This window comes from Streptomyces sp. NPDC102360 (genome assembly GCF_044766085.1).
GTDB lineage: Bacteria > Actinomycetota > Actinomycetes > Streptomycetales > Streptomycetaceae > Streptomyces.
This window is the reverse complement of sequence record NZ_JBIWLG010000012.1, coordinates 4,157-22,849: the sequence shown is the minus strand read 5'-3', so window position 1 is coordinate 22,849 and position 18,693 is coordinate 4,157. Positions and strand designations below refer to the sequence as shown.

Sequence of the window (18,693 nt, the reverse complement as noted above, 5' to 3'; positions counted from 1 at the left end):
ACCGCGCGAAGCCCGGCTCCGCCGGAACGGACGCGACGACGCTCCGCGTCGCCACCATTTAGATTCGCTTCACCACCGGGCTGAAGCCCGATGCACTGCGAATGAACCCCGGTAGCCGTACCGGCTTCCACCGAGTTCAACGCGGCGGGCCCCCGGACCACTTGGTCCGGGGGTCTTTTCGTTGCGCCCGACACTGTTGCTGCTAGCCTGCACTTGCAAGAGAGTTGCAATAAGCAGTCGGAGGGCACGGAGAGACATGGCCACGTACACGCTTCCTGAGCTTCCGTACGACTACGCGGCGCTTGAGCCGGTCATCAACCCGCAGATCATCGAGCTCCACCACGACAAGCACCACGCGGCGTACGTGAAGGGCGCGAACGACACCCTCGAGCAGCTGGCCGAGGCGCGCGACAAGGAGTCCTGGGGCTCCATCAACGGCCTGGAGAAGAACCTCGCCTTTCACCTCTCCGGCCACATCCTGCACAGCATCTACTGGCACAACATGACCGGTGACGGTGGCGGCGAGCCGCTCGCGGCGGACGGCGTGGGCGAGTTGGCGGACGCGCTGACGGAGTCCTTCGGCTCCTTCGCCGGTTTCAAGGCGCAGCTGACGAAGGCCGCGGCCACCACGCAGGGCTCCGGCTGGGGCGTCCTCGCGTACGAGCCGGTGAGCGGGCGGCTCATCGTCGAGCAGATCTACGACCACCAGGGCAACGTCGGCCAGGGCTCGACCCCGATCCTCGTCTTCGACGCGTGGGAGCACGCGTTCTACCTTCAGTACAAGAACCAGAAGGTCGACTTCATCGAGGCGATGTGGCGGGTCGTCAACTGGCAGGACGTGGCCAAGCGGTACGCGGCCGCGAAGGAGCGGGCGTACAACCTGCTGCTGGTGCCGTAGCCGGCACCGCAGCGTGATGCGTCCCGCCTCGTGATCGTCTTCTCAACCTTCACGTTGGCGGGCGGAAAAGGGACGGGCCCCCGTGAGGATGTGACTCACGGGGGCCTGTCGGTATGCGGGGTTCCGGTGGACCGTGTCGACATGCCGAAGTCGAGGAATCTCACCTGCAAGACGTGCAAGCCCCATCGGTCCCGGCCTCACAAGTCCCTGACCAAGGAGCAGGAGGACTGGCTGCGCACGAACGCGGGCGTGAAGTACACGGGCGACTGGTGGAAGTGCGCCCAGGACGGCTGCGTCACCGCCCGGCCCTTCTCCAGTGAGGGCAACAGCGTGCAGTTCCCCTCGGCCATCGCCTGACGTCAGTCGAAGATCGGGCCCACCGTGCGCGTGCGCTTGATTTCGTAGAAGCCCGGGACCGAGGCGACGAGGAGTGTGCCGTCCCAGAGCTTGGCCGCTTCCTCGCCCTTGGGGGCCGGGGTGACGACCGGGCCGAAGAAGGCGATCTGGTTGCCGTCGGCCCCCGGCACCGCGATGACCGGCGTGCCGACGTCCTGGCCGACCTTGTCGATGCCCTCCTTGTGCGAGGCCCGGAGCTCCTCCTCGTACTTCGTGCCGTCCCAGTGGTCGAGGAGCGAAGCCGGCAGGCCGACCTCGTCCAGGGCGCCGGCGACGGCCTCCTTCGTGGGGCCCTCGCCGCGGTTGTGGATACGCGTGCCGAGCGCCGTGTAGAGGTCGCCGAGGACCTCCGCGCCGTGCTCCTGCTGCGCGGCGATGACGACGCGGACCGGGCCCCAGGCCTGGGTGCGCATCATCTCCTGGTACTCCTCGGGCAGCTCGTCGAGGCGCGGCTCGTTCAGCACCGCGAGGCTCATCACGTGCCAGCGGACCTTGATGTCGCGGACCTTCTCGACCTCCAGGATCCAGCGCGAGGTCATCCAGGCCCAGGGGCACAGGGGGTCGAACCAGAAGTCGACGGGGGTCTTCTCGTCCGTGGCGGACATAGCTCTCCTCAAGGTTCACCGGGTGGTCTCGGCTGCGCCAACGCGGTCCGTGCCCGGTCCATTCCCCGATGTCCGGTGTCACAGGCGCGTGCGAGGATCGTAGGCGGCTGAACAGTTACGTCACAAAGGAGTGCCGCCGTGCCCGGTGAGAATCTGTCCCGCGACGAGGCCCGCGAGCGGGCGGGACTGCTGTCCGTCGACGGGTACGAGGTGGCGCTCGACCTGCGCTCCGCGGTCGGCGGCTTCGCCGGCGAGGGGCCGCGCACCTTCCGCTCCGTGACCACGATCCGGTTCCGGTCGAACGAGGCGGGGGCGGGCACGTTCGTCGATCTGATCGCGCCGTCCGTGACGGCCGTGTCGCTGAACGGCGAGGACCTCGACCCCGCGGCCGTGTTCGACGGCAGCCGCATCCAGCTGGAGAGCCTGGCCGAGGACAACGAACTCGTCGTCGACGCGCAGTGCGCCTACTCGCGCACCGGCGAGGGCATGCACCGCTTCGTCGACCCCGAGGACGGCGAGGTCTACCTCTACACGCAGTACGAGCCGGCCGACGCGCGGCGCGTCTTCGCCAACTTCGAGCAGCCCGACCTGAAGGCGCCGTACCGGTTCAGCGTGCAGGCCCCCGAGGGCTGGACCGCGTGGTCGAACGGTGCGGGAGAACTGATCGACGGTGTCTGGCAGTTCGCGGAGACCAAGCCGATCTCGACGTACATCACGGCGGTCGTCGCGGGCCCGTACCACTACGTGACGGACTCGTACGAGCGCGTCTTCGAGGACGGGTCGAAGCTGGTCGTCCCGCTCGGCGCGATGTGCCGCAAGGGGCTCGCCCCGTACTTCGACGCCGATGACGTCTTCACGGTGACCAAGCAGGGCCTCGACTTCTTCCACGACCACTTCGACTACCCGTACCCCTTCGGGAAGTACGACCAGGCGTTCGTGCCCGAGTACAACCTGGGGGCCATGGAGAACCCGGGGATGGTGACCTTCCGCGAGGAGTTCATCTTCCGCGGGAAGGTCACGCAGGCGTCCTACGAGCGGCGCGCGAACGTGATCCTGCATGAGATGGCCCACATGTGGTTCGGCGACCTCGTCACCATGCGCTGGTGGGACGACCTGTGGCTGAAGGAGTCCTTCGCTGACTTCATGGGCGCGTTCTCGATGGTGGAGGCGACGCGGTTCACGAACGGCTGGATCACCTTCGCCAACAACCGGAAGTCGTGGGCGTACCGGGCGGACCAGCTGCCGAGCACGCATCCGATCACGGCCGACATCCGGGACCTGGAGGACGCGAAGCTCAACTTCGACGGCATCACGTATGCGAAGGGCGCCTCCGTACTGAAGCAGCTCGTCGCGTACGTCGGGCGGGACGCGTTCCTCGAAGGCGCGCGGCGGTACTTCAAGCGGCACGCCTACGGGAACACCGAGCTGGGCGATCTGCTCTCCGCGCTGGAGGAGACGAGCGGGCGCGATCTGGCCGCCTGGTCGCGGTCCTGGCTACAGACAGCGGGCGTCAACTCCCTCACCCCGCAGGTCACGTTGAACGCCGAGGGGCGGATCACCGAGCTGGCGGTGGTGCAGGAGGCCGTGGCCTCCCATCCCGAACTGCGTCCGCACCGGGTGGCCGTGGGCCTGTACCGGCGTGCGGCCGGCGGCGCGGTCGAGCGGTACGCGCGCGCCGAGGTGGACGTGGACGGGCCGCGGACGGTCGTGGGCGAGCTGGCCGGGGCGGAGGCTCCGGAACTGGTGCTGGTCAACGACGACGACCTCACGTACTGCAAGATCCGCTTCGACGAGAGCTCGCTGGCAACGCTCCGGGAGCACCTCGGGGACGTGTCCGACCCGCTGGCCCGTGCCCTGTGCTGGACGGCGCTGTGGAACGCGACGCGGGACGCGTTGATGCCGGCGCGGGACTTCATCGACCTCGTGCTGCGGTTCGCGGGGCGCGAGTCCGACATCGGAGTGCTCCAGACGCTGCACGGGTGGGCGCGTTCGGCGCTCGTGCACTACGCGGCGCCCGAGTGGCGCGAGGCCGGCGGGCGGCTGCTCGCCGAGGGTGCGCTCAAGGAGCTGCGGATCGCGGAGCCGGGGAGCCAGCACCAGTTGACGTGGGCGCGGTTCTTCGGCGCGGTCGCCTCCAGCGAGGCCGATCTTCAGTTGCTGCGGGGGCTGTTGGACGTTTCCGGTGGCGCGAAGATCGACGGGCTCGACGTCGACCAGGAACTGCGGTGGGCGTTCCTGGAGACGCTCGCGGCGTACGGGGTCGCGGACGAGGGCGTCCTTGCGGCGGAGCTGACGCGGGACGACACCGCCTCCGGCAAGCGGCACCAGGTGCGGTGCCTCGCGGCGCGGCCGTCGGAAGCGGTGAAGGCGCAGGCCTGGGCGCAGGTCGTGGAGTCGGACGCGCTGAGCAACGCGCTGGTGGAGGCCACGATTTCGGGGTTCCAGCAGCCGTCGCAGCGGGGGCTCACCGCGGGGTATGCGGAGAAGTACTTCGGCGTGATCGAGCGGGTGTGGGGAGAGCGGTCGATCCAGATCGGGATGGATGTGGTGCGGGGGTTGTTCCCCGGGTTGCAGGATTCGCGGGCGACCCTGGACGCCACGGATGCGTGGTTGGCCTCGCACGAGCAGGCCGCGCCTGCGTTGCGGCGGCTCGTGCTTGAGGCGCGGGACGATCTGGCGAGGTCGCTGCGGGGGCAGGCGTGTGACGGGGGCGCGGCCCGGTAGTCGGGTATGTCGCGCGGCGACGGGGCTTCGGGGCTCTGCCCCGGACCCCGCTGCTCAAACGCCGCAGGGGCTTGAAAGATCGCCTCAAACGCCGGCGGGGCTTGAATTATCAAGCCCCGCCGGGGCGGGGGGCGTGTTACCGAACTCTGGCATTTGGGGCCGTAACCCAGGGGTCGCCTGGGGTTTTCGGCAGATGGAGGGGGCAGCTTTAGGGCGACGATGTCCGGAGTTTCCTACGGGGGTGTAACAGCGGTTAGAGGGGGCGAACCGGGCGGGAATGGCCCGGTCATGAACCAGAACACCCCCGCCCCACTGTCCCCCCGCCCCCTGCGTCACCTCGCCCAGAACCAGCGGCAGCTGATGAGCTCGGCGCAGCTGAAGGCACACGGCGTGGGCGCCGCCGCCGTATCGGAGCAGTGCCGGGCCGGCGGGTCGTGGCAACAGGTGCTGCCAGGTGTGTATTTGCTGCACCCCGGCCCGCCCAGCGACGAGGAGCGGCTGCACGCCGTACTGCTGTACTCGGGGCGGGCCCCCGAGCGGCGCGGCCGCCCGGACGGCGTGCCGCCGCAGCACACCCCCGACCGCGCGCCGTACTCCGACACCATGGTCACCGGGCTCGCCGCCCTCGCGCTGCACGGCTTCTCCGGCGCTCCCCCACTGTCCTCGCTCGACCACATCGACGTGCTCGTCCCGCGCACCCGGCGACTGCGCTCCACCGCCTTCGCGCGGCTGACCCGAACCACGGGGCTGCCGACTCCCGTACAGGTGAACGGAGTTCCGGTCGCCCCGGTGCCGCGGGCCCTCGCCGACGCGGTGGCCCGACTGTCCGACGCGGTCGCCGTACGCCGGCTGCTCACCGAGGCGGTACGCGGCGGGCACTGCGAACCAGCCGCCGTCGTACGGGAGTTGTCGCAGGCACGGCTCCTCACCAGGCCGCACGTCGTCGACGCCGTCGACTCGCTGCTCGCCGAGGGGCGGACCATCGCCGAGGACCGGCTGTACGCGATGGTGCGCGAGCATTCGCTGCCCGACCCCGTGTGGAACGTGGATCTGCGCCTGCCCGGCGGCCCGCACCTCGGCGGCGTCGACGCGTTCTGGCCCGACCACTCCGTCGCCCTGGAGCTGGACACGCGGGCGACCCGGCAGGGCCCTCGGCAGGAAGGCGACGTGCTCTGGAGCGAGTACGCCCGTAAGCGCGAGCACTTGGAACGGCTCGGCATCACGGTCGTGCACGTCTCCCCGAAGAAGCTGCGCGAGTCGGCCGAGCAGCAGGCCGCCATCGTGCGGACCGCGTTGATGGCTTCCGGTGACCGGGACCCGGCGGCGTATGTCGTGGTCCTGCCCCGGTGAGATCGGGTTCAGGCCTTGCGCAGGACGAGTTCGGTGTTGCGGTCGCCAGGGGTGCCGGAGAGGGTGGCGCGCGAGCCGGGCGCGTTGAAGGAGAGTTCGCGGTAGAGGGCGGCCAGGCCCGTCTGCGTGAGGTCCGTGAAGTCGGTGCGGTGCGGGGCCGAGGACTCGATGAGCGTCGTGAAGACGGACAGCGTGCCGTCGTGGTTGTCGGCGACCTCGATGATGCGGGCGAGTTGGGGGAAGTCGACGTGCGAGGCCGTGGAGATCTCCCAGAAGCCGCCGCCGTCCCCGGAGTGCGGGGTGATGTCGTTCTTGTGGCTGTGGCCGTTCACCCAGGCGAGGACGGGGCGGTGGGCCGCGAGCAGGGCGGTCAGCTCCTCACCGCCGTGCCGCCTTTCGCCGGGGTGGTGCGGGTCCTCGCGGAGGTTGCGCATCGTCTTGGAGGTGTGGTGGGAGAAGACGAGGACGTGGTCGCCGCGCCGCTCCGCGGCCTTCAACTCGCGTTTCAGCCAGTCCAATTGGGTCGTGCCGACCGAACCCTCGTAGTGACCGGCCGGGTCCGTGGTGTCGAGGCTGATGCCGAGGACGTCGTCGGAGATCCGGAACGCGTAGTACTGGGTCGCGTCGGCCAGGTTGGCCTGGGTGTAGCCGTGGCCGATCGGCCCCGGGCCCATGTGGGCGGGGTCGAGGTGAGCGGCGACGTACTCGGTCGGCGTGAACGGGGCGCGCGACTCGTCGGGCGTCACGCGGCGCATCTTGCGCTTGTGCGAGACGAGGAGTTCCTTGAACGCCTTGCCCTTGGGGTCGCCGCCGCTCTGCACGTTGTCCCAGATCGCCTTGCCGGTGGCGGTGTCGAGGTCCATCAACTTGCGGCCGCCCACGGCGAACTCGGTGAAGTACGGGTCCGCGGGCGCGTAGCAGCCGCCGGGCAGTGAGTCGTGGTTGCCGACCGTGGAGTACCAGGGGAAGTTCAGCCCCGGGCTGCGCAGTGCGGAGATGGCGGCGTCCAGGAAACCGGGGATGCGGGGGAAGCCGTGGTCCCGTTTGTCGCCGTCCCGGAAGGCGGCGTCCGGCTGCCAGTAGAGCGGCAGGCCGCTGTTCTGGACGCCCTCGTAGTGGCGGGGGTCGCCGGTGTTGGGGCTGATGCGGCCGCCACTCATCGCCTTGAGGAACCAGTCGAGTTCGGAGCGGGCGTTGTTGTCGGTGTTGTCGCCCGTCGTCATGACGAAGTGGAGCGGCGAGGCGGTGACGGGCGCGCCGCGCAGGGCGTTGACGCGCTCCACGAGTGCCACGGCTCCGGCCACGCTCAGCGCCTCCTGCGGGCGCCAGGCGCTCGCGGTCTGCGACCGCAGGTACTCGTAGCGCAGGGGGTGTTGTACGTCGACCAGGTGGAGGTCGGTGAACTGGACGAACGCGGCGAGTGGCGTGCGCTTGGCCTCTCGGGCGCCGCGGGCGGGGCCGAGTTCGGTGCGGACGACGCGTTCCCAGGCGGGGCCGTCGCCCAGGCGCCGGTAGCCGGAGCCCGCGGTGGCGGTGGCGACCGCGGCGAGGGTGGTGCCGCGGGTGTACGGGGCGAGGGGGGCGGCCGGGGCCCCGCGGGACATCGCCCGTACGGGGGCGGCGGCCTGGTGGGCGGCGGCCTGGGTCTCGCCGCCCGGCCCCAGGGCGTATCCGATCCCGGCCGAGAGGGTGACCGCGCCGGTCGCGGTCAGGAATGCGCGGCGGTCGATCTCTGCGGCGGCTGTGGTGACAGAGCGTATGCGCGGCATGGCGCGGTCTCCCCGGGTGCGAACGCGTCGACAGTGACGGCCGGGTCGGTCCGGTCGGACCGCCCCTTCCGTACTGGATCGTTGGCAGTGGGGGTGACCTGTGCGTGAACGGCGACGCAACGCGCAACGCCGATCACGTACGTGGATCTAGGCCGGGTGTGGGAGCGCCACATCGTCACGCGAGGGTGGGCGCCGGGCGCCCCGCCGGTCACTCCGTGTTCACCTTTCGGGGAAGCGGGGGTGGGAGACGGTCTGCTGGTGCCGCACCGGCGTTACGGCCCCGGGGCTCCGCCCCGGACCCCGCTGCTCAATCGCCGCAGGGGCTTTAAGTACCTGCTCAATCGCCGCAGGGGCTTGAAATACCAACCCCCCCGCGGGACTTGATCCCTCAATCGCCGGCGGGGCTTGATCTATCAAGCCCCGCCGGCGATTGAGGCAGCCTTCCAGCCCCGCCGGCGTTTGAGGCGGTCTTTCAAGCCCCGCCGGCGATTGAGGCGCGGGGGCCGGGGCGGAGCCCCGAGGCCGGAGGACGGGGGCCATCACATGGAGGTGTGGCCCGTCGCCGGGCGGTCGCGCCACAAGTGGAGGCCCACGTCCACCAGTTCCACCCTCCGCAACTCATCCACCGCCGCGAGATCGTGCCACGCCGCCATATCGGTCGAGCCGTTCTCCTCGTGGCGCAGCACCCCACCCGTGACCACCCCCTCGTACACGAGCCGCAACCCGTGGAAGTCCGCCACCTTGCCGAGCTTGCGGGGATAGCGGCGCAGCACGGAGTGGACCCCGAGGAGGGCGACCGGGTCGACGACGTAACCGGTCTCCTCGTCGACCTCACGGATCACCGTGTCGTACGGGTCCTCACCGTGGTCCATGCCCCCACCCGGCAGGGTCCACCGCTTGCTCCCGTCCCCCGCGACCCAGCGGGCCAGCAGCACCCGCCCCTCGCGGACGCACACCGCGTAGGCCGCCACCCTCAGCTCTTTGTTCATCCCCTGACGCTAGAGGCATCCGGTCCCGGGTGCAGGTGTAACGCGCCTTGCCGGTCTCGTCACGGTTTGGGCGGGATGGCGCATGGCGGAAGTACGCCATGGCACGTTCCCGGTTCGGGCAACTCTCCCCAAACTGTGGTCACTTGCGTAAAGCTGAGCGGTCACCCGGCACCGAAATCCGGACCCCTTTCGACACGTCCCGTCTTGTCCGACCTTTACGTACAGGGATGCAGATGACCACCGATCCCCAGCGCGCCCCCATATCCGGCGCGAGACGCGCGGCCCGGCTCGCGGCGGCCGCGGGACTCGTGGCCGCGCTCACCGCGACCGGGCCGATACCCATGGCCTTCGCCGCGCACGCGGACCCCGCCCCGCCCCCGGCCCCCAAGTCCGCGAGCGACAAGCTCGGCGCACACGACGCCGAACTGCTCGCCGACGCCAAGGCCGACGGCACAAAGAACGTGACCATGATGGTCGCGACCACCCCCGGGAAGACCGAGCAGGTCGCGGAGCAGCTCGACGCCGTCAAGGGCGGCTCCGTGGGCCGCACCTACGACAAGCTCGGCTACGTACGGGCGACCGTGCCGACCAAGAGCGCGACCTCCGCGATCCGTTCCGCCGAGAAGCTCGGCTCCGTGCGCGGCATCGACCTGCGCCAGGAGATCGCGCTCGACGACCCGTCGCCGTCCGCCGACACCACGAAGGGTGCCGCCACGAAGGCGACCGGCTCGTACAGCGGCCCCGGCAAGGACACCCCCGCCAAGAACCCGTACAACCCGTCCTTCGAGACGGGCGCCGTCGATTTCGTGAAGCAGCACCCGAAGGCGGACGGCCGCGGCACCACCATCGGCATCCTCGACTCGGGTGTCGACCTGGGCCACCCGGCGCTGCAGAAGACCACGACCGGCGAGCGCAAGATCACCGACTGGGTCACCGCGACCGACCCGATCGTCGACGGGGACGCCACCTGGCGCCCGATGGTCACCACGGTGAGCGGGCCGACCTTCACCTACAACGGCCGTACGTACAAGGCCGCTTCGGGCTCGTACGGCATCAGCACCTTCGCGGAGTCCGCCACGGCCGGCGGCGACGCGAAGGGCGACGCGAACCGGGACGGCGACACCACCGACAAGTGGGGCGTGCTGTACGACGCGGCCAAGGGGACGGTGACCGTCGACCTCAACGACAACGGCGACTTCACCGACGACACCCCGATGAAGCCCTATAAGGACGGCTACCAGGTCGGCTACTTCGGCAAGGACAATCCGTCCACCGACGTCGTCGAGCGCCAGCCGTTCGTCGTCGAGGTCCGCAAGGACGTCCCGATGGATCCGTACGGCGGCGACTGGGTCGGCAAGAAGGCCGACTTCGTCAACATCGGCGTCATCGAGTCCGAGCACGGCACGCACGTCGCGGGCATCACCGCGGCCAACGGCCTGTTCGGCAACAAGAACATGAACGGTGCCGCGCCCGGCGCCAAGCTGGTCTCCTCGCGGGCCTGCACGTGGACCGGCGGCTGCACCAACGTCGCGCTCACCGAGGGCATGATCGACCTCGTGACGAAGCGCGGCGTCGACATCGTCAACATGTCGATCGGCGGGCTGCCCGCGCTGAACGACGGGGCCAACGCACGCGCGCTGCTCTACACGCGTCTCATCGACGAGTACGGCGTCCAGTTGGTGATCTCCGCGGGCAACTCGGGCCCCGGCGCGAACACCATCGGCGACCCCGGCCTCGCGGACAAGGTGCTGTCCGTCGGCGCCACCATCTCCAAGAACACCTGGGCCGCCAACTACGGCTCCCAGGTCGAGAAGTCGAACGCGATGATGCCGTTCTCCTCGCGCGGCCCGCGTGAGGACGGCGGCTTCGCGCCCCTCATCTCGGCACCGGGTGCCGCCATCAACTCCACCCAGACCTGGCTGCCCGGCAGCCCGACCCCGGAGGCCGGCTACGCGCTGCCCGCCGGTTACTCGATGCTCCAGGGCACCTCGATGGCCTCCCCGCAGGCGGCGGGCGCGAGCGCGCTGCTGATCTCGGCGGCCAAGCAGCAGAAGGTATCGCTGAACCCGGCGAAGCTGCGCACCGCGCTCACCTCGACCGCGAAGCACATCTCGGGCGAGCAGGCGTACGCGGAGGGCTCCGGCCTCATCGACATCGTCGACGCATGGGACTCCATCGAGGACAAGGCGAGCGCCCACACGTACACCGTGAAGGCTCCCGTCGACACCGCCCTCGACGACGCCCTGAAGACGCCGGGCTTCGGCACCGGTATCTACGACCGCGAGAGCGGCCTGAAGGCGGGCCAGAAGAAGACGTACGACGTGACGATCACGCGGACGTCCGGCTCGTCGAAGCCGGTGGCACACAAGCTGTCGCTGAAGAACAACTCCGGTGACACGTTCTCGATCGTCGGATCGAGCACCGTCAGCCTGCCGCTGAACAAGCCGGTCACCGTGAAGGTCGCGGCCAAGCCGTCCTCGGCCGGGTTGCGGAGCGCGATCCTGCGCGTCGACGACCCGAAGACGGAGGGCGTCGACCAGCAGATCATGGCGACGGCCGTCGTCTCGTCGCCGGTCAAGTACACGTTCAACGCGAAGGGTTCGGTGCAGCGCAACAGCACCAAGTCGTACTTCGTGACGGTGCCGGAGGGGGCGAAGTCCCTTGAGGTGCGGATGAGCGGGCTCGCGGCGAAGAGCCAGACCCGGTTCATCTCCATCCACCCGTACGGCGTCCCCGTCGACCCGACGTCGACGCCGAACTGCTACCCGAACTACGGGGACGGTACGGGTGCGGGCTGCCGCCCCGACCTGCGTTCGTACGCCGACCCGCAGGCGGGCGTCTGGGAGATCGAGGTCGAGGCGCGGCGTACGTCGCCGCTGCTCGACAACCCGTACACGCTGGACGCCGCCGTGCTCGGCGCGGACTTCGACCCGGCGGTGCAGACGCTGCCCGAGGCGAAGGTGGGCACGCCCGCCGATGTCTCGTGGAAGGTGGCGAACAAGTTCGCGGCCATCAGCGGCGGCAAGCTGAACGGCGGCGCGCTCGGTTCCTCGAAGTCGACGCGGCCGACGATCACGAACGGCGCCACGCAGACGTCGACGGTCGACGTTCCCGAGGGCACCGACAAGCTCGACGTCACCATCGGCAACGTCTCCGACCAGGCCGCCGACCTCGACCTCACGGTCAAGGACGCGGCGGGCAAGGTCGTCGGCTCCTCCGCGGACGGTGACTCCGAGGAGGCGGTGAGCGTGGCGAAGCCGGCCGCCGGTACGTACACGGTGGAGGTGGCGGGGTACTCGATCCCGTCCGGCTCGACGGCGTACGACTACGTCGACGTCTTCTTCGCGCCCTCGTTGGGGACGGTGAAGGTCGACGAGTCGAAGCCGGTGTCGTTGGCGACCGGGGCGTCTGCCGCCGTTTCCGCGCAGGTCGTCGCGGCGGCTGCGGCGCCCGAGGGGCGGGAGTTCTTCGGGCAGGTGCGGTTGTTGAACGAGCGGGGCGTTGCGGTGGGTGCCGGTAGCGTCAAGATCGAAAAGGTCACGCCGTAGCGTTTGGCTGGGCGTGACTTGGGGGGGGCGGTCACCTGCGGGTGGCCGCCCCTCCGCCGCGCACGCCACGGGGCTCCGCCCCGGACCCCGCGCCTCAAACGCCGGCGGGGCTGAATCTGCTCAATCGCCGCAGGGGCTTAAATTGCCCGGCCGCCGCCTTGGGCAATCTGCCGCCTTGGGCGGCAGGGTGGGCAAGGCGGCACCCCAGTGCGGCGCGCCCATCACGGCGGCCCCGGCCGCGGCTCGGCTACCGCCCCTGCGACCCCGCACATTTCAGCCCCCGCGCCCCCGGCACCCCCCGCACGATGTCCTCGCGGGCGGCAGCCACCTCGCTGCGACCCGTCGTCCACTCCTCCCGGTCCCCCGCCCGCACCGGGACCCGGATCAGCGCGTACGTTCCGGGCTTCAGGTCCCGCCGGGCCGAGGCGTCCAGCGTCACCGCCGTCGTGGGGTGCTCCCGCACCGACCGTTCGGGCCGGTAGTAGCGCGCGACGTCGAGCACGACGCGTACATCCCCTCCGTCACGCGGCGTGAGACGGATCACCCGGCCCTCCACCAGCACCCGCGAACACGCGACCCGCATCGCCCCCGAGGAGACGGACTTGCCGCCGTCCTGGGCCGCCGCCTTGTCGCTCGCCGAATCCGCGTCACCGCCCCCGCCCGGCGCGCTCACCCCCAGCCACACCAGCCCCCCGAAGAGAGACGCCGCGCACGCCACGACGAGCCCGCCGAACGCCAGCCGCAGCGGACGCCGGCGTCGTACGGGGACCGGCACGGGCACCGGCACCGGAACCGGCTCCCGGCGGGACGCCAGCGCGTCGCCGAGGCCCCGCACCTGCTCCCGCAGCATCGCGACCTCCGCCACGACCGCCGCCGCGCAGGGGTCGTCGTCCGGGAGCGGCTCCCCGGTCACGGCCAGCATCAGCAGCCGGTCGTCGGACTCGGCGTCCTTCACGTCACACCACCTCCCCTTCACGCAGCCGCACCCGCAGCATCCGCACCGCCGTGTGCAGGCGGCTCTTGACGGTTCCCTCCGGCACGCCCAGTTCCGCGGCGATGTCCCGCACCGGCAGATCCGCGTAGAAGCGGAGCACGACCACCTGCCGCTGCTCGTCCGGGAGCTGGTCGAGGCCCTGGGCCACGGCCATCGACAGGACACGCGTGTCCGCCGCGTCCCCCGCCGGCTCCTGGCGCAGCGCGGCGAGCCGCTCGCCGAGCCGTTCCTGGCGGCGCCGCGCCCGGTGCCAGTCCATGGCGAGGTTCGAGGCGACGACCGCCGCCCACGCCGAGACGTCGCGCGGCGCCTCCTGCCCCTTCGCGGCCCGCTCCAGCAGCCGCAGGCGCACCTGCTGCACGCCGTCCGGCAGGTCCGCGTACGGCATCCCGCCCAGGGACAGCACGGCGCGCACCCTGTCCTCGACCGCCGCCTCCAGGGGGTCGTCCGGCCGACCCCTCGGTTTTCCGCGCAGCACTCGGCGCCTCCCCTCCCCGCGTACGCCCTACGACGCCGTGGGAACCGGAAACGTTCGCCGATCGCTCCTGAAACTGTGGTCAGCGCCATACCGTCCCGGAACCCGGACAATGGATTGGACAAGCCGGGCCTGGACAGACGCATCATGGAGACACCCGTGAGGCCGGATGGCCGGTCGCGCGGAAACACGAAAGCACGGAGGACCCTGTGAAGGTCGGAATCGTCGGAGCCACCGGTCAGGTCGGCACGGTCATGCGCAAGATCCTCGTCGAGCGGGCCTTCCCGATCGACGAGCTGCGCCTGTTCGCGTCGGCCCGCAGCGCGGGCAAGGTGCTGGACGGCGTGACGATCGAGGACGCGTCGACGGCCGACTACAGCGGGCTCGACATCGTGCTGTTCTCCGCCGGTGGCGCCACGTCCAAGGCCCTCGCCGAGAAGGTCGCCGCGCAGGGCCCCGTCGTGATCGACAACTCCTCGGCCTGGCGCAAGGACCCCGAGGTCCCGCTCGTCGTCTCCGAGGTCAACCCGCACGCGATCGCGAACCGCCCCAAGGGCATCATCGCGAACCCGAACTGCACGACGATGGCCGCGATGCCGGTGCTCAAGCCGCTGCACGCGGAGGCGGGCCTCGAGGCCCTGACCGTCGCCACGTACCAGGCGGTGTCCGGCTCCGGCCTCGCGGGCGTGGCCGAGCTGCACGGCCAGGCGCAGAAGGTCATCGCGGAGGCCGACAAGCTGACGCACGACGGCGAGGCGGTCGACTTCCCCGAGCCGGACGTGTACGCCCGCCCCATCGCGTTCAACGTGCTGCCGATGGCCGGCTCGATCGTCGACGACGGTCTGAACGAGACGGACGAGGAGCAGAAGCTCCGCAACGAGTCCCGCAAGATCCTGGAGATCCCGGAGCTGAAGGTCTCGGGCACCTGTGTCCGCGTCCCGGTCTTCTCCGGCCACTCCCTCCAGGTCAACGCCCGCTTCGCCCGCCCGCTCAGCCCGGCGCGCGCCACGGAGCTGCTGGCCGCTGCGGAGGGCGTCGAGCTCTCCGACATCCCGACCCCGCTCCAGGCCGCCGGCAAGGACCCGTCGTACGTGGGCCGCATCCGTAACGACGAGACGCTGGAGAACGGCCTGGCGCTGTTCATCTCCAACGACAACCTCCGCAAGGGCGCCGCGCTGAACGCGGTGCAGATCGCGGAGCTGGTGGCGCAGGAGCTGTCCGCCAAGTAGGCAGGCTGTCGTACGTCGTCGTAGGGGCGGTCACCGGATTCCGGTGGCCGCCCCTACGACGATCACTCGGCGACACCCATGAAGCGTTGGATGGCCAGAATTTCCGCCTGGTCGGCCGGATCGTCGGCCAAGGCTCCTGTGGCCGTCTCCGTGCCGCGTACGTCTTGAGTCCGCGCCATGCGTGCTCGCAGCAGGTCGACGGCGACCTGTAGTGCGGCGGACCGCGACGCCAGTCCGTGCGACACGGCGTAGGCGTCGAGGAACGCGACGTCGTCCTCGGGCAGATCCAGTTCCAGCGTGATCTCCATGGCGGCGAGCCTGCCACGCGGCACTGCACTCCACAGCCGGTCAGGGCCGGTGCACCGCGAAGTGGTAACACCCGTACTCCAGCGCCCGTACGTGCGCCTGTACCACCAGCGGGTCCGCGAACGCCTCGTCGAAGGCCGCGTCGAAGCCGGCCGTGGCGTCGGCCGGGATCTCCAGCAGGTCGCCCCCGACGATGCGTCCGCGAGCGTCGTAGCGCCGCACGGTACGTCGCGCGCCGGAGCGGTCGAAGGGGTAGCGAGCCCCAGGGACGTAGCCGCCGCAGACGTCGGCGTGCAGGAAGACCGGGCCCTGTTCGTCGTACGCGCCCGGGGTCGCGCCCGTCTCCGCGGCCCAGCGGCGCAGGGGTGCGTACGAGACGAGGGCGATGCGCTCGCCCTCCCGGATCGGCCGGAGGCAGCAGCGCAGTGGGGAGCCCGCGTCCGCGGCGGTCGCGGTGTACGGAGCGCAGGGGCGGCCCGCATCGTCGACGTCGCGCAGTTCCTTGAGGACGGTCGGGTCGATGGGCAGTGCGGTGTACCTGGTCATGACTCCACAGTCGCTCCGGTCGCGCATGTTCACCGGCGGGAAACGGACATCGCCTTCGCGTACCCCGCGTGGAAGGATGGCCGAAACGTCGCATACCTGAAAACACAGACCGCTTAGTAGGAGATGACCGCGTGCCTGGCACCAATCTGACCCGTGAAGAGGCGCAGCAGCGGGCGAAGCTGCTCACCGTTGACTCGTACGAGATCGATCTCGACCTCTCGGGCGCGCAGGAGGGCGGCACGTTCCGGTCGGCGACCACCGTGCGCTTCGACAGCGCGGAGGCGGGCGCAGAGACGTTCATCGACCTCATCGCCGACGCCGTTCATGAAGTGGTGCTCAACGGGCGGTCGCTGGACGTCGCCGCCGTGTTCCGCGACTCGCGGATCGCGCTGAAGCACCTCGAAGCGGGGCCGAACGAGCTGAAGGTCGTCGCCGACTGCGCGTACACGAACACGGGCGAGGGACTGCACCGGTTCGTCGACCCGGTCGACCAACAGGCCTACCTCTACACGCAGTTCGAGGTGCCGGACGCCCGTCGCGTGTTCGCCTCGTTCGAGCAGCCGGACCTCAAGGGCACCTTCCGGTTCACGGTGAAGGCGCCCAGCGGGTGGACGGTCATCTCCAACTCGCCCACCCTGGAGGCCAAGGGCCCCTCTTCTGACGTATGGGCCTTCGAGCCGACGCCGCGCATCTCGACGTACATCACGGCGCTGATCGTCGGCCCGTACCACTCGGTGCATTCCTCGTACGAGAATCCGGAAACGGGCCAGTCCGTGCCGCTCGGCATCTACTGCCGACCGTCCCTCGCCGAGTTCCTCGACTCGGACGCGATCTTCGAGGTGACGCGGCAGGGCTTCGACTGGTTCCAGGAGAAGTTCGACTACGCGTACCCCTTCGCCAAGTACGACCAGCTCTTCGTGCCCGAGTTCAACGCCGGTGCAATGGAGAACGCGGGCGCCGTCACCATCCGCGACCAGTACGTGTTCCGGTCCAAGGTGACCGACGCCGCGTACGAGGTGCGGGCCGCGACGATCCTGCACGAGCTGGCCCACATGTGGTTCGGCGACCTCGTCACCATGGAGTGGTGGAACGACCTGTGGCTGAACGAGTCGTTCGCGACGTTCGCCGAGGCCGCCTGCCAGGCGTACGCGCCGAACTCGAAGTGGCCGCACTCGTGGACGACGTTCGCCAACCAGATGAAGACGTGGGCGTACCGGCAGGACCAACTGCCGTCCACGCACCCGATCATGGCGGACATCAGCGACCTCGACGACGTGCTGGTGAACTTCGACGGCATCACGTACGCGAAGGGCGCGAGCGTCCTGAAGCAGCTCGTCGCGTACGTCGGCATGGACGAGTTCTTCCAGGGCGTGCAGGCGTACTTCAAGCGTCACGCGTTCGGGAACACCCGCCTCTCCGACCTGCTGGGCGCGCTTGAGGAGACCAGCGGGCGTGACCTGAAGGCCTGGTCGAAGGCGTGGCTGGAGACGGCCGGCATCAACATCCTGCGCCCGGAGATCGAGACGGACGCGAACGGCGTCATCACCTCGTTCGCCGTCCGCCAGGAGGCCCCCGCGCTGCCCGAGGGCGCCAAGGGCGAGGCGACGCTGCGCCCGCACCGCATCGCGATCGGCTTCTACGATCTCGACGACGAGACCGGGAAGCTGCTGCGCGGCGAGCGTGTCGAACTCGACGTCACGGCGACCGAGTCGACGCAGGTGCCGCAGCTGGTCGGCAAGCGCCGCCCCGCGGTGGTCCTGCTCAACGACGACGACCTGTCGTACGCGAAGGTCCGCCTCGACGAGGAGTCCCTGGCCTTCGTCACGCAGCACCTCGGCGACTTCGAGGCCTCACTGCCGCGCGCGCTGTGCTGGGCCTCCGCCTGGGACATGACGCGTGACGCGGAGCTGTCGACGAGCGCGTACCTGGACCTGGTGCTCAGCGGGGTGGGCAAGGAGTCCGACATCGGCGTCGTGCAGTCGCTGCACCGCCAGGTGAAGCTCGCCGTCGACCTGTACGCGGCGCCCGCCCACCGGGACGTGCTGCTGACCCGCTGGACCGAGGCCGCCCTCACCCACCTGCGCACGGCGGAGGCGGGCAGCGACCACCAGCTGGCGTGGGCCCGCGCGTTCGCGGCGAGCGCCCGCACGCCGGAGCAACTCGACCTCCTCGACGCCCTGTTGGAGGGCTCAGTGACCATCGAGGGCCTCGCCGTCGACACCGAGCTGCGCTGGGCGTTCGTGCAGCGGCTCGCGGCGGTCGGGCGTTACGACGAGGCGGAGATCGACGCCGAGTACGAGCGGGACAGGACGGCGGCCGGTGAGCGGCACGCCGCCAGCGCCCGCGCGGCGCGGCCGACTCCGGAGGCCAAGGCGGAGGCGTGGGCCTCGGTCGTCGAGTCCGACAAGCTGCCGAACGCGGTGCAGGAAGCGGTGATCGGCGGCTTCGTCCAGACCGACCAGCGCGAGCTGCTCGCGCCGTACACGGAGAAGTACTTCGCGGCGCTGAAGTCGGTCTGGGACTCCCGCTCGCACGAGATGGCGCAGCAGATCGCGATCGGCCTGTACCCGTCGATCCAGGTCTCGCAGGAGACGCTGACCGCGACGGACGCGTGGCTGTCGTCCGCCGAGCCGAGCGCGGCGCTGCGTCGCCTGGTGTCGGAGTCGCGGGCGGGCGTGGAGCGCGCGCTCAGGGCGCAGAGCGCGGACGCGTAACCGCTTCCGCTGCGGAACGGGGAGGGGTGGGGGGGGGGGGGGGGCGGGCCCCCCCCCCCCGGCCCCCGGGGGGGGGGGGGGGGGGGGGGGGGGGGGGGGGGGGCCGCGCCCCCCCCCGGGGGGGGGGGGGGCCCCCCCCCCCCGGCAAAA

General features: G+C 70.5%; 14 protein-coding genes. 7 read left to right on the top strand and 7 right to left on the bottom strand.

The annotated features are described in order from the left end of the window. The first annotated feature begins 256 nt into the window (after nt 1-256). Both ACIRHA_RS34340 and ACIRHA_RS34335 read left to right on the top strand, forming a co-directional pair. Complete coding sequence (locus ACIRHA_RS34340; RefSeq protein WP_351344293.1) at nt 257-898, top strand: superoxide dismutase; 642 nt, start codon at nt 257-259, stop codon at nt 896-898. Between the two features lie 141 nt (nt 899-1,039). Then, a complete protein-coding gene (locus tag ACIRHA_RS34335) occupies nt 1,040-1,255 on the top strand; it encodes a hypothetical protein (RefSeq protein ID WP_403854005.1) in 216 nt (71 codons plus the stop codon). 2 nt (nt 1,256-1,257) lie between these two features. Here ACIRHA_RS34335 and ACIRHA_RS34330 read toward each other — a convergent pair whose 3' ends face one another. Then, nucleotides 1,258-1,899 (bottom strand): DsbA family protein, encoded by a 642-nt coding sequence (locus ACIRHA_RS34330; protein ID WP_403854003.1) that lies wholly within the window; start codon nt 1,897-1,899, stop codon nt 1,258-1,260. Nucleotides 1,900-2,037: 138 nt separating this feature from the next. On the opposite strand from ACIRHA_RS34330, the gene pepN (ACIRHA_RS34325) reads away from it, so the two are divergent. Next, on the top strand, nt 2,038-4,623 hold the full coding sequence (gene pepN / locus ACIRHA_RS34325) for an aminopeptidase N (protein WP_403854001.1): 2,586 nt from the start codon (nt 2,038-2,040) through the stop codon (nt 4,621-4,623). 288 nt (nt 4,624-4,911) lie between these two features. Beyond that, a complete protein-coding gene (locus ACIRHA_RS34320) occupies nt 4,912-5,973 on the top strand; it encodes a hypothetical protein (protein WP_403853999.1) in 1,062 nt (353 codons plus the stop codon). A gap of 8 nt (nt 5,974-5,981) precedes the next feature. Here ACIRHA_RS34320 and ACIRHA_RS34315 read toward each other — a convergent pair whose 3' ends face one another. Further along, nucleotides 5,982-7,742, bottom strand: a complete 1,761-nt coding sequence (locus tag ACIRHA_RS34315) for a TIGR03767 family metallophosphoesterase (RefSeq protein ID WP_403853997.1) — start codon at nt 7,740-7,742, stop codon at nt 5,982-5,984. A 539-nt stretch (nt 7,743-8,281) separates the two neighbouring features. Beyond that, entirely contained in the window at nt 8,282-8,731 is a 450-nt protein-coding gene (locus ACIRHA_RS34310) for an NUDIX hydrolase (protein WP_403853995.1), read from the bottom strand. Between the two features lie 233 nt (nt 8,732-8,964). Between ACIRHA_RS34310 and ACIRHA_RS34305 the strand changes: the two genes are divergently transcribed. Next, entirely contained in the window at nt 8,965-12,279 is a 3,315-nt protein-coding gene (locus ACIRHA_RS34305; protein WP_403853993.1) for a S8 family serine peptidase, read from the top strand. Between the two features lie 247 nt (nt 12,280-12,526). Here the strand turns inward: ACIRHA_RS34305 and ACIRHA_RS34300 are convergent, their stop codons facing one another. Both ACIRHA_RS34300 and ACIRHA_RS34295 read right to left on the bottom strand, forming a co-directional pair. Next, the gene (locus ACIRHA_RS34300) at nt 12,527-13,234 is read right to left on the bottom strand and encodes a hypothetical protein (protein WP_403853991.1); all 708 of its coding nucleotides are present in this window, start codon (nt 13,232-13,234) and stop codon (nt 12,527-12,529) included. 1 nt (nt 13,235) lies between these two features. Then, the gene (locus tag ACIRHA_RS34295; RefSeq protein WP_403853989.1) at nt 13,236-13,751 is read right to left on the bottom strand and encodes a sigma-70 family RNA polymerase sigma factor; all 516 of its coding nucleotides are present in this window, start codon (nt 13,749-13,751) and stop codon (nt 13,236-13,238) included. 206 nt (nt 13,752-13,957) lie between these two features. On the opposite strand from ACIRHA_RS34295, the gene ACIRHA_RS34290 reads away from it, so the two are divergent. Continuing rightward, nucleotides 13,958-14,977, top strand: coding sequence for an aspartate-semialdehyde dehydrogenase (locus ACIRHA_RS34290; RefSeq protein ID WP_403853987.1), 1,020 nt, complete (start codon nt 13,958-13,960; stop codon nt 14,975-14,977). Nucleotides 14,978-15,039: 62 nt separating this feature from the next. Here the strand turns inward: ACIRHA_RS34290 and ACIRHA_RS34285 are convergent, their stop codons facing one another. Together ACIRHA_RS34285 and ACIRHA_RS34280 are read right to left on the bottom strand one after the other, a co-directional pair. Next, nucleotides 15,040-15,285 carry a hypothetical protein gene (locus tag ACIRHA_RS34285; protein ID WP_403853985.1) on the bottom strand — a complete coding sequence of 82 codons (246 nt, stop codon included), beginning with the start codon at nt 15,283-15,285 and terminating at the stop codon, nt 15,040-15,042. 40 nt (nt 15,286-15,325) lie between these two features. Then, on the bottom strand, nt 15,326-15,829 hold the full coding sequence (locus tag ACIRHA_RS34280) for a DUF1203 domain-containing protein (protein ID WP_403853983.1): 504 nt from the start codon (nt 15,827-15,829) through the stop codon (nt 15,326-15,328). Between the two features lie 131 nt (nt 15,830-15,960). Here ACIRHA_RS34280 and pepN (ACIRHA_RS34275) point away from each other — a divergent pair, with 131 nt between their 5' ends. Then, a complete protein-coding gene (gene pepN, locus ACIRHA_RS34275) occupies nt 15,961-18,543 on the top strand; it encodes an aminopeptidase N (RefSeq protein ID WP_403853981.1) in 2,583 nt (860 codons plus the stop codon). Nucleotides 18,544-18,693 lie beyond the last annotated feature (150 nt).